The following is an 11938-nucleotide window of genomic DNA, read 5'->3' on the forward strand; positions in this document are numbered from 1 at the left end:
GATGAAAATGCTATTATTTCTGCTTGGTATGTTATTAATCAATCCTAAAAACTCAAAGGAATAGAGGTGATTGTCGAGCATGATCGAAGTGATAAATTTGACGAAGCGGTATGGTCCAACCGTTGCGGTAGATAATGTTTCCTTCGATGCGAAAGCGGGGGAGGTCCTAGGCTTTCTAGGTCCAAACGGTGCGGGCAAAACCACAACGATGCGTATCTTAACCTGCTACCTATCGGCGGATGAGGGAACCGCGAAAGTTGCTGGATATGACGTTTTTGAGAAGTCATTTGAAGTCCGTAAACAGATCGGCTACCTACCCGAAAGCGCACCTCTCTATACAGATATGGGAGTTATCGATTATCTTAAATTTATTGCCCAAATTCGGGACATTCCAAGGAGCCAACGCTCCCAGCGTATTAAAGATGTCGTCGACATCTGTGGGCTTGAGAAGATGATCCAAAAGGATATCGGTGAGCTTTCCAAAGGCTATCGCCAACGCCTAGGCTTGGCGCAAAGCTTGATTCATGACCCACCAATCCTTGTGCTTGATGAGCCGACCTCCGGGCTTGACCCCAACCAAATTATCGAAATTCGGAATCTGATCCGAGAGATCGGCAAGGAGAAGATGATCATCTTCAGTACACACATCCTGTCTGAAGTCTCTGCTACCTGTAGCCGAATTTTGATTATTAACGATGGACAGATCGTTGCAAACGGTACACCGGACGAGTTAGCTGGACGGGCGCGCGGAGAAGAGGTTGTCCACATCTCTATCCGCGGACCCCGCAAAGAGATCGAAGCAAAACTTGAAGCCTTAAATCTAGTTTCAGATTTCAAACGGGTCAGCTCTGATGATGATGCGAACAGACACGGCAGAGGAGCTCTTCCATTTTGTGGTCCAGAATCACTGGAGTTTGACAGAATTGCGTCAGGAAGCAATTAGCCTTGAAGATGTCTTCCGGCAACTGACCGGCAACGAATCTACAACCCAACCTACCGCCGCGTAAAATCAATCCGTTTACTTTTCAGACTGGATGGGACCTAATTATAGTGGACCTTAGAATTAATGAGACACTGCAAATCGGCGAGGTTAGAAAACCTCGCCTACCGGGGAGGGAAAAATCCGGGCTATGACCTCGGTAGGTGCGGTTTTCACCCGCACCGCATAGGCGCAGTTGGAAACAGCGCCTACCCAACACGGGGAGCGAAAGTGTCTGTTTATTTTTTGAATTCACTATAAATGTAAGTCCCGACTGGAGATTTCCTTGTTTGCAGTCGAAAGTTGACGGGGGATTTTCCTGTGTGTAATAGTGCAGTTTATGGCGCGTTTAACATGTGGAATAAAGAAATGAATAATATAGCCGCAATTTTCAAGAAAGAGTTTAGAAGCTACTTTAATTCGCCTATCGCTTATATCTTTATCACATTTTTTCTCGCACTTAGCGCTTGGTTTTTCTTTCGAGGCTTTTTCCTCGTAGGTCAAGCTGTAATGAGGGGTTTCTTCAGTTGGGTGCCGTGGATATTCCTTCTGTTTATTCCGGCAGTTACTATGAAGCTCTGGGCAGAGGAAAAGAAGATAGGCACCGTTGAAATTTTGATGACCCTTCCTATTAAAGACTATGAAGTGGTCGTCGGGAAGTATCTCGCTAGTTTTTGCCTGCTTGGGGTAACTATTTTGCTCTCCCTTTCGCTACCCATTACTGTCGCCTATCTTGGGGAGCCAGATGGGGGGCCTATCCTTGGCGGCTACATCGGGCTTTTCCTGATGGGAGGGGCTTACCTTTCGATTGGGATGTTCGCCTCGACCATTACGGAAAATCAGATTATCGCCTTCATCCTTGGGATTGTGATGTGCTTTGGGCTGCTTATCATCGGTGAAGATATTGTACTTTTCAATGCGCCGAACTGGATTGTCCCGATTTTCAGCTATCTCGGCTTGGGCGCCCATTTTAGCAGCATTCTGAGAGGTGTTATTGATTCGCGGGACCTTATCTATTATTTTTCTGTTATTGGCTTTTTTCTATATTTAAGTGTTTTGATGGTTACAGTTCAGAAATGGAGATAGATCTATGGCTGCAAAAACATTAAAATATGGTGGCAATACACTCGCCTTTATTCTCGTCGTATTCGGCATTGTCGCGTTGGTCAATTTCCTATCAAGCCGTCGTTTTATTCGCGCGGACCTCACGGAAGACAAGCGATACACAATTTCACAATCGACCAAAACAGTCCTCAGGCGGCTAGATGACATTGTGACGATTGATGCCTATTTCTCACGGCAGCCATCGCGCGTTGCCCAGATCCGTCAATCCGTCCGCGATATGCTTGAAGAATATCGTGCCTTTTCCAAAAATTTGCAGATTAACTTTATTGACCCTGCGGCAGAGGACGAATCCGAAAAGCAGAAACTTCGGTTTATGGGAATTCCTGAAGTGCAGGTGAACGTCATCGAGAAGGACAAAGCGGAAGTTGCTAACGTGTATATGGGTATCGCAATCCTCTATGAGGATAAAAAAGAGATTCTCCCAGTCGTTCAAACAACCGCCAACCTTGAGTATGATCTGACCTCTGCGATTCTTAAAGTAACGAGCGAAGAGGTAAAGACAGTCGGGTTTCTCTCAGGACATGATGAGATGGATGTTTTCGATCAGGCGTTTGGTCCGCTGCGTCAAGAGTTAAGCAAGCAGTACGATGTGAGAAAAGTACCGATTGATGCTGGCAAAGCGATTGATTCCGATGTGGCAACGTTAATAATCGCGGGACCGAAAAAGGAGTTGACGGAGCGTGAAAAATATGAAATCGATCAGTTCATCATGCGGGGTGGGCGGGCGCTTTTTCTAATCGATCCGATCGTTATCCAATACGAAGGACTGAGCGTGAGTCCGCTTAAAACGGGGTTGAACGATCTGTTGGAACACTACGGTGTTAGACTCAATGATAACCTTGTGCTTGATGTTTCCATGGGGCAACTCACCTATTCGCAGGGGTTCATGACGGTAACAACAGGCTACGCGTATTTCATCAAGGTGCTGAAGGAGTACCAATACCGCACAGGGGAGACCTCAGACGGGTTATCGAAGGACAGTATTATTACGAGCCAGTTGGAGAGCTTGACATTGCCTTGGGCGAGTTCGCTTGAACTGCTTCCGCAAGAGAACGCATCTGTCGAAGCAATCGCACTCGCCAAAACTAGTAGAGGAGGTTGGACGGCGCAAAGTCCTTACAACATCAGTCCGACGAATCGCCAATTCCAACCGCCGGCTTCCATGCAGCAGGCGCATACCGTCGCGGTGTCGCTCTCAGGAACGTTCAAGAGTTTTTATGCGGGTAAAGATATCCCACTCGTCGAATCTAGCGAATCCGAAGAAGGGGTGACGGCTAAACCGGCGGAAGAAGATCGAACAACAAAGACCGACGGTGAAGCGACCCAGATCGTTGTGGTTGGAAACTCCCAATTTTTACAACAGGGTCAACGGGACGCTCGACTCTTTTTCCTGAATACGATAGACTGGCTTACGCTCGGTGAAGAACTGATTAACATAAGATCTCACGGTGCCACAAACCGTCCATTGAAAGAGATCTCCGAGAACGAGAAATTCTTCCTTAAGTTTATAAGCATTGCCGGTGTGCCGCTCCTTGTCGTGGCCTTTGGGCTAGTTCGGTTTTTCTTGAGAAGGAGGGCGAAACGTATGGTTGAAGCGTATGGATCGGTGTCATAAAGTCCTGCTTCATCGTCAATTCAGGTGAGATTATGAAAATAAAACAACTTTTAGTTTTAATTGGTGTGTTTGTCGTTTTAGGTTTACTGGTCCTGATATTCGAGAATCCCTTCGGCAAAAGTGAGAAGCAGAAAAAGGTTGAGGGGGCGCAACTCTTGTTTCCATTCTTTAACAAGGAAAGCGTGGCGAAAATCGAAATCATCAGCCCATTTGGGTTGACAACTACGATCCTTGCCAAGCAGAATGATCAGTGGCTTGTGGAGACGATGGATAACTATCCTGCGGATCAGACAGCTGTTAAGGAGTTGCTCGATCAGGTTGCCGAGATGAAAACGATTGAACGCGCTTCGTCAAACCCGGAGAAGCAAGCTGTTTTTCAAGTCGACAGCTCCGGCGTTGAAGCTAAACTCACTGACGCAAGTGGGAACCTTCTAGCGCACCTGTTTGCTGGGAAGACAACTCCAGGAATCTTTGACAGCTATGTTCGCGCTGCAGATTCCAACGATGTCTACATCGTTAAGGGCAATCTCAAACTTACCTTGGATAAAGGCTATCGCTCGTGGCGAGATCGGTCGATTTTTTCTTTTCTTAAGGAGGACGTGACCCACTTGAGAATCAGATCGGAGGAGGAAGATATTGAGCTTCAGGTTGATGCTGCAGGCACGTGGCAGATGCTTAAACCGATCGTCTCTGCTGCCGATGGAACGGAGGTCGAGGCAATCACGGATCTGATGAGTTCGTTGGATACCGACGATTTTGCCGAATCGAAAGAACTTTCGGAGTATGGACTTGACGTGCCGAAGATGTCAGTCACTGCTACGCTCAAGGATGGGGCAGTGAAAACGCTTCTGATTGGGATAGAGGAGAGTGGTTCGTACTACGTGAAGCGCGAGGATGAAACGCAAATCTTTGAGCTGAACAAAAGGCATGTGGACACGCTAATCAAGAAGTCAATGGATCTGAAATCTGCAGCTCCTGTCTCAGAATCTGGCAGCGAAGGTGCTTCTGTAACGATAGATGGCGGAGGAGGGGAGTAAATTCTTATATATTCTTAACGCAAGTTGCTAGGATGTGTTGACACTATACTGAAGTTATATACCTGTCGCTCCTCTGGGGCTGTGTTGGTGCATTAGTTCGTTGGCGGCTGACTTACGGTGTCTGGGCAGAAAGTCCGTAGGTCGAGGTTCATCTCGCTAGGTATTGTCGATTTTGGAAAATCGACCTACAGCAGGGCAGGCACAAGGGGTGCCCCTACATTGAGTCGTTCCTGTAGGGGTTGGGTTTCCCAACCCGTTGGGCAAGGAGACCTCGCCCCTACGATAGGGACTTATCGTTGAATTATGGACATTCCTCACATAAATGTCAACACACCCTAGCAACTGAGATTAACCTGACAAATCTACAGCAGCATTATGACCTCTTCTTGCGCGGGGAGGGTTGTTACAACCACGCCTTCGGGTGTGAGATCCGCTATAAAGACATCAATCTCGGTCCTAACGCCGAACTTGGGAAGGTAGATTCCCGGCTCAATCGAGAAGCAGATACCGGGGATTAACGCACGCTCATCTTTCGTTTCCAGATTGTCGATATTGACGCCGTTGCCGTGTATCTCTGTGCCGATGCTATGTCCAGTCCGGTGGATAAAAAACTCGCCATACCCCCTCTGCGTTATGTAGCTTCGCACTAGATCATCGACAGCATAGCCGTAAACCACCTCACCCGCCGCGAAACTCTCACGGATGAAACTGACTGCCAGATCCCGTGCGTCGCGGACAACCTCGAATACTTCAATATAGCGTTGGGGAGCGTTTGTACCGGCATAGGCAACCCACGTCGTGTCCGCATAGACGGCATCCGGCGCCTTCTGCTTTGCCCATAAATCAATCAGGACGAAATCCCCCGGCTGAATAGGTTGGTGTGGATCTGCTGTCGGATAGTAGTGTGGATCGCTGGCTTTTGCGTTGACCGCCACAATTGGCGGGTGTCCCGGTATCAAACCCTCAGCGTCAAAGCGTTCCATGATGAAACTTTGCACATCATACTCCGTGACCGGTATCCCAGCGCGTAGTTGCTTACCCAACCACGCGAACGCTTCGTCTTTGATTTCTAGGATTAAATGTGCCGATTCCAGATGTCCGACAAACTGATCTGCGGTCCAACGCGCCTCGGATTGTTGCACCAGATCCGCGGAGGAGACCACTTCAACTCCCAAGGAACGGATCAACTCAACTGTGCCGGCGTCCACCCTTGAAACGTAAGGGATAGCGGCAAAGGGAGAATATTCCATCGCAACCCGATTGCTACCCTTGAGGATGGTTTCCATTTCACGTTGCAGTCCACCCCAATCGGTGTAGGTCCTGACTTCGCCGAGGACGTTGGCAAAATGGGAAACTTCAATACGGTGGACAAGCCATATCGGTGTTCCCCCCACTGGAATATAACAGAACCAACGCCGGGTGATACCGGGATCATCAATACCAGCGACGTTTCTGGCAATTGGATTTGACCCCCGAAAATCGTACAGCAACCAGCCGTCGAGACCTTTTGATTCCCGATCCTTGCGTCGAGAAGTCTTTGAATTTCGCGGAGATCCGTCCCGCTTCTCGGTGAGAAAACGTTGAATTTCCTCAATGTTCATTAATCTCTCCTCTGTTGTCGCATCTGTTCCATGTACCACTCCCTACCGTAAACATCTTTCTTATAGTGCCATCGCGATCTTTGTGGATGCATGATAAGCGTTCGATCCTCAATGGGAAATTTCACCGGGGTATGCCCCCGTCGATGAGATTCCCTCAAACCGATAGCTATCTCTAACGCATGGCGTAAGTCGTCCCCGGTGGTTATCTTGAGTGGCGCCGCCGTCTCCAGCGAATCGACAATCGCCTGAACAATTCCCTTCATCGGATTGCCTGGATCGAGCCATCCTTCGTCATCGTAACCCCGGTCTGCTTCGCTGTATTCCTCAAACAAGCCCTTGATCTCTCTGAGTTTGGCGGGTCCTCGTTGCGTGTTATCGTTCTTCAAAAGGTGGAGACCCAAGCCGGTATTGTTCCAGTTATATATTATTCCCTTGGAACCGATTATCTCGATCCCCTTCCATCCGATCTCCTTGTAGTTGCTGAAGCACTCTACCCCGTTGGTGAAGCGGATGTAGCCACCGATTTTTCCAAATCCGGTCTTAGCCTCATCGTACGGATGTTCGTGGTCGCTGAAGGGATCTCCGTCCACCCAACCGACCACCCAATCGACAGGTGCCTTGCCTGTGAACTTGCGGACTAAGTTCAGCCCGTGGCACCCGCCCTGATTGTTAGGGCTATACAGGTCAATCCGCTGGATTTCGCCTATCTCGCCTGCCGTGACCAGTTCGTAAGCCTTCTGGTAATCTGGGTGGCTTGAGATGACAAGGCCTGCGGCGAAATGTATACCACGAGAACGGCACGCCTCCACCATGCGGTCGGCATCTTTGAGGCTAGCGGTGAGCGGCTTTTCGCAGAAGATCGCCTTGACACCCGCTTCCGCTGAAGCGACGACGGCATCGGCGTTGGGGCGTACCGGCAAGACCGGCATCGCAATATCGATCTGTTCGTACTTGAACATCTCGTCAAAAGTGTTGTAGCCCGGAGCATTGAAATGTCGAGAACCTAACGCCAGATTTTCGGGATCGGTGTCGGCAATGGCAACGACCCCACATAAGGGATGAAGGTCAAAGGCACGAGCGCGCCCTGTCCCCGCTCGCCCGCAGCCGATGACGCCAACGCGATATTTAGGATTCTTGGAATTGGGCATGTTTTCTCCTCGGTGAACTCGGTTTTAGACGCCTGTAAACGCCTTGGGTTTGTCTTCCGATTTGACGGATCGGGTCCGTTTTTCCTCCCGTTGTGGGAATTTCAGGTCCCCAGCAAGCCCTACCCCAATACCACAGAGTATAACTACACCGCCGATGATTTGGGCGGTCATTGGGATTTCACCGAGTATTAGGAATGCGAAGATGACCCCAGCGATCGGTGAAAATGCGGCAGCTAACGAAATATCAGCTGGCGTTACCCGCTTGATCCCCGAAAACCAGCAGAGTTGACCGCCAACCACAATGACGCTCCCGTACAACGCCATCCAACCCCAGAGTACGGGTCTGAAAAGATCCATAAAGTGTCCCGGTCCAAGCATAATGAGCACGACGATGAGAAAGATAATTGAACCGATAAAATTGCGAAAAACACTGAAGACGCCCAAAGGAATCGATCGAAGTTGCTTACGCCCTAGTTCTGCCCCAAATACCAGAAGAAATGTGCCAGCCATCGCATAGATTTCGCCGCGTCCAATACCGCCACGCATCTGACCTTGCTGCATCATTTCATCGGGTTGCCCCATCTCTAACCAGAGGGTTGTTGCGACACCCACCAAAGCCAGCAATGCACCGATGACCGCGCTCCAACTGGATTTCTCCCGGTATAGCAGCCACGCGAGGAACAGACCCAATGGGATCTCAACTGTTTCGATCAGCACAATGTTTGTGACCGAGGTCTGCTCAATGGCGAGGAACATCAAGGATGGTGCCAACGCGCCCGATGTTGCCGCTAAGACAAGCTGTATAAGCCACTGTTTGGGGGTCAGTTCCTTGAGTTCGGAGGGGCGCCAGTCTCTGTGGAAGATGATCAGTAGCGTCAGTCCAGCGACGACGTTTCCGGCGAATAGCAGGTTGCAGAACGCTATCGGATTCCGGCCGTCTAGCAACGCGTTTTCGCCGATCATTATCAACTTGGCGACTACCGCTGAGGCGGCACCGAATATCAGGATCGCGAGCCATAGGTAGATTTTTCCTTTTTTGGATTCGGTGGGATCGATTTCGGGTTTTTGTGTCATGCGGTTTATTGTAGCCTAAATTGCTGGTTTGGTAAAGAAGAAATAAAATAGGGAACAACGATCGTTGTTCCCTACGGGATTTCTGATGGTGACCCTGCTGTAGTTGCCCGATTCATCGGGCGTTGGAAACTATGTCCTCTGGCGATGAAGTGCTGAACTACAAGGCTTTGGGCGTTCAACTGCACAACTCCTAACCTAGCAACTTGGGTTAGTATAGTTTAAGATATTGATATAAGTGGTGTCATACGCACACGATTTTCCTCAACGACGGAAAAGTGTCCTGACCAATCTGTCCGACTTTCCAAGACAGTAACCGCTGTTTGGGCAACAAACGATGGTGAATCAGGTGGAATGCGAAATAGAATAATCCCCGAAGGGGCGTTGAGCCCTAACCGAAAGACTAATTCGTCGAAATCTTTATCGAATGTAATCAGTATTCGCTCTTCGGCTGTAGCGCGAGATAGCACCGCGTGGTCGCTGATGCCGGGTGAATCTTCGTGTATCCATGCTACGTTGTGCCCGCGTGAACGAATGGCAGTGATTGCTAAGCCGGGGAAATTCTCATTTGCTAACAGGTGCATCCGCTAACCTCATCGGAAGTGGGTAAACCTTTTCGGCATGTAGTGTCGCACTAGCATAAGCGAGACATGCTCGAATGTCCTCGATTACAATGCCGGGGTAATTTTCGAGAATTTCTGCCTCACTCCACCCACGTGCTAGCAGATCAATAATGAATTCGACAGCTAAACGGGTGCCTTTAATAACAGGTTTTCCAGTCAGAATTGCTTCATCAATAACAATTCGATCTGTCCATTGCTGCAGGGGTTCGGTTTGCATACGTTTACACTCCTTTTTGGTTCCAACTGTATCAGATTGCGTTTAATCCAATAGGTCGTCAGCGTTAGAAGAAGGGGTTATGTGCTTTTTCTTCGCCGACGGTTGCGGCGGGACCGTGTCCGGGGAAGAGTTTTGTGTCATCGGGGAGTGAAAGCAGGTAGTTCTTGACTCCGGAGAGTAGATCGGTATACGAAATGTTCGCCCCTCCGACCGATCCCGCAAATAGCGCGTCCCCGACAATCAGTGTGGAAAAGGAGCGTTCGGGCGAAGCGTAAGCGTATAAAATCGTGTGTATGCGCCCTGAGTGCCAATCCACCCGACCTCCATAGCCCAATGAAAACTTTAGTGTGGCTAGGGGTGACTTATACACCAGTCTGCGCGTTCTTGGAACTCCGCCTGATAGTCGGCACGCCACTTGGAGATGCTCGACGGGCCGGGCCCATCAACATAGTGATTGGTTTTTCCGTCGCGCTTGAATTGTCCGCCCCAGCTTTCCTGGGTGGGGTCGTTGGGATCGTTCAACCCACGGTTCGCACTCACCAGCCACAGGAACGAAGGCGAATCCCCTTCACACACCCCGGTGCAGCCCATCCCTTCGTGTGGATACACATCGCAGAGAGATCCGTGGTTATTGCGAATGTTCTCGTTGACCCAGGCGAGGTTTGAAATCGGATCCCGTCCGCCGAACATCCCCCGGTAAGTCTTTTGCGAGTGAATGATGAACAACTTTGGGAAGTTATCGCGCAACCAACCAATCGTGCCATCTTGGGTCGCGATTTGATGGATCCGTAATTTGCTTAGGAACGTTTCTAGGTCGGCAGTGCTGCGCGTATTCTGTACCTTCCAGACCGCTTGCGCTACAACGCTGCAGTCGCCCCAGATGCCAATATAGACCGGACGCGGATCGGGCTTGTCCACGATGCTGATGATTGCCTCCGAAGCCTCACTGTCTTTGCCTTCACCAATATTAACAGTACCCTTTTTGCCCCAGGTGCCGCTACGACCTTGGAAAGTAATCGAACGCAGATAGTCCGGGGTGGGATACAAGGGATCATGTTTTTTCAGGTTCTCGTATACCGTTTCGTAGTGGTCGATCACATCCAGTATGTTTTGTTTCTTGGCTATGTTGGCAAAGGTGCCCGCTGAAGCTATCAGTGCTTCGATGTCAAACTCATTGGCATACAACAGGAAGCGGACTATCGACTGCATATCATCTGGGTCGCTCTTTTGATCGTTGGGTACGTTGCCACCCTTGACGACGCCAATCGGTGGAAAATCCGATGTCATGATTACACGCAGTCTATTCGTTGAATGGTGCTCATTTTCTTTGTGTTCCATATTCACCTCTTGTGCGAAAGCGATAGCAGTAAACAGAAGCAGGGTTGTTACTGTGAAATAGAATTTACAGCTCTTCATTTCTCTTAACATCGGCTGATCTCCTTACCGGATGAGATTTGTGAGCCGGTCATTCCGTCGGGAGCTTGTGCTTCGATCTCCACCACGGGTAATCCTTGGCGAGCAGGTTGGCAGCCCAGGTACCGTAGTAATCGTAGCCGCCGCGGCGTTCCTGTCCAATCTCGTAGAAACGCGCCCACGCCGGCTCAAGCGTTTTCCCGTCATGCTGTATGCACTAAGCCGTAAGTTTGCCGTCCTGTTTAATCTGCGTGTGGAGGATGCAGTCGATGGGCTTGGTTACGGCATACGGCGTATGCTTACTGCCTTAAAGACGCGCAATGAATTGCGCTACTACAAACTCAAGTGCGTAACTCCTATCAATAATGCTTTTATTCTGAATTCTGCCTAAAAAAAAAAACCGTGATTATCGAACCTTAGAAAAATGGGTTATGCGCCTTTTCTTCGCCGACGGTCGTGGCAGGACCGTGTCCGGGAAAGAGTTTGGTGTCGTTGGGGAGCGAAAGCAGGTAGTTCTTGACCCCGGAGAGTAGATCGGTATATGAAATATTCGCACCGCCGACCGATCCCGCAAATAGCGCGTCGCCGACAATCACTGTGGAACGGGTATGGAAGCTGCAACCACCGGGCGTGTGTCCGGGTGTATCGAGCGTTTTCACGGAGAGGTTGCCGACCGCCACGTCATCTCCATGGTTGAGGAGTCGTAATTGTTGGGTGCTGCGCGGCTGTGGTTCCTGTGCGTGGATGTATGTCGGGCAGCCCGTCGCCCGTTCGATCTCCATCAAACCGTTGGCGTGATCGCCGTGTGCGTGCGTCAGCAGGATTGAGGTCGGCTTGACGCCGGCCTCTTCCACCTTCTGCAGCACATCGTCTGGGTGCGCAGCGGTATCAATGATGGCTGCCTCGTTGGTTGCCTTACACACCAATAGGTACGCATGGACGGGCCAGCCACCGACATCTGCTGTGATGGTGATGACTTCCAAAGCATCGTCGTAGCCCGATGGGACCGGTTGGGGTCCCCAGCGTTCCATTGCAATGTCTGCCAATCGTGCGCCGTTGAGATTGAGGCATTCTGCAATTTTGTGGACTTGGTCCTCTGTCGGTTTCAG

At 50.0% G+C, this 11938-nt stretch carries 12 protein-coding genes and 1 pseudogene; 5 read left to right on the forward strand and 8 right to left on the reverse strand.

The features are described 5' to 3' along the window. Nucleotides 1-79 precede the first annotated feature (79 nt). From J4G02_15625 to J4G02_15640, 4 genes and pseudogenes are all read left to right on the forward strand, one after another. Nucleotides 80-1007 (forward strand): annotated as a pseudogene (locus J4G02_15625) (ATP-binding cassette domain-containing protein). A gap of 341 nt (nt 1008-1348) precedes the next feature. Continuing rightward, entirely contained in the window at nt 1349-2065 is a 717-nt protein-coding gene (locus tag J4G02_15630; GenBank protein MCE2395995.1) for an ABC transporter permease, read from the forward strand. 4 nt (nt 2066-2069) lie between these two features. Further along, nucleotides 2070-3719, forward strand: coding sequence for a GldG family protein (locus J4G02_15635; GenBank protein MCE2395996.1), 1650 nt, complete (start codon nt 2070-2072; stop codon nt 3717-3719). A gap of 32 nt (nt 3720-3751) precedes the next feature. Further along, a complete protein-coding gene (locus J4G02_15640; GenBank protein MCE2395997.1) occupies nt 3752-4756 on the forward strand; it encodes a DUF4340 domain-containing protein in 1005 nt (334 codons plus the stop codon). Nucleotides 4757-5118: 362 nt separating this feature from the next. Here J4G02_15640 and J4G02_15645 read toward each other — a convergent pair whose 3' ends face one another. The 7 genes from J4G02_15645 to J4G02_15675 form a co-directional block, all read right to left on the reverse strand. Continuing rightward, nucleotides 5119-6357 carry a M24 family metallopeptidase gene (locus tag J4G02_15645; GenBank protein ID MCE2395998.1) on the reverse strand — a complete coding sequence of 413 codons (1239 nt, stop codon included), beginning with the start codon at nt 6355-6357 and terminating at the stop codon, nt 5119-5121. Beyond that, nucleotides 6357-7505 (reverse strand): Gfo/Idh/MocA family oxidoreductase, encoded by a 1149-nt coding sequence (locus J4G02_15650; protein ID MCE2395999.1) that lies wholly within the window; start codon nt 7503-7505, stop codon nt 6357-6359. Before J4G02_15650 ends, J4G02_15645 begins: the two co-directional genes overlap by 1 nt. Before the next feature lie 24 nt (nt 7506-7529). Next, nucleotides 7530-8579, reverse strand: a complete 1050-nt coding sequence (locus tag J4G02_15655; protein MCE2396000.1) for a DMT family transporter — start codon at nt 8577-8579, stop codon at nt 7530-7532. A gap of 218 nt (nt 8580-8797) precedes the next feature. Then, on the reverse strand, nt 8798-9160 hold the full coding sequence (locus J4G02_15660; protein MCE2396001.1) for a DUF5615 family PIN-like protein: 363 nt from the start codon (nt 9158-9160) through the stop codon (nt 8798-8800). Next, entirely contained in the window at nt 9141-9416 is a 276-nt protein-coding gene (locus J4G02_15665) for a DUF433 domain-containing protein (protein ID MCE2396002.1), read from the reverse strand. The genes J4G02_15660 and J4G02_15665 overlap by 20 nt, the downstream gene beginning before the upstream one ends. Nucleotides 9417-9480: 64 nt before the next feature. Then, complete coding sequence (locus J4G02_15670; protein ID MCE2396003.1) at nt 9481-9732, reverse strand: hypothetical protein; 252 nt, start codon at nt 9730-9732, stop codon at nt 9481-9483. 35 nt (nt 9733-9767) lie between these two features. Beyond that, nucleotides 9768-10844: a DUF1593 domain-containing protein gene (locus tag J4G02_15675; protein MCE2396004.1), complete on the reverse strand. Its 1077-nt coding sequence runs from the start codon at nt 10842-10844 to the stop codon at nt 9768-9770. A gap of 28 nt (nt 10845-10872) precedes the next feature. Here J4G02_15675 and J4G02_15680 point away from each other — a divergent pair, with 28 nt between their 5' ends. After that, nucleotides 10873-11220 (forward strand): hypothetical protein, encoded by a 348-nt coding sequence (locus J4G02_15680; GenBank protein MCE2396005.1) that lies wholly within the window; start codon nt 10873-10875, stop codon nt 11218-11220. A gap of 25 nt (nt 11221-11245) precedes the next feature. On the opposite strand, the gene J4G02_15685 is transcribed toward J4G02_15680, so the two are convergent. Beyond that, a partial coding sequence (locus J4G02_15685; protein MCE2396006.1) for an MBL fold metallo-hydrolase occupies nt 11246-11938 on the reverse strand: 693 nt, incomplete at its 5' end.

The organism is Candidatus Poribacteria bacterium (genome assembly GCA_021295755.1).
Taxonomy (GTDB): Bacteria; Poribacteria; WGA-4E; order WGA-4E; family PCPOR2b; genus PCPOR2b.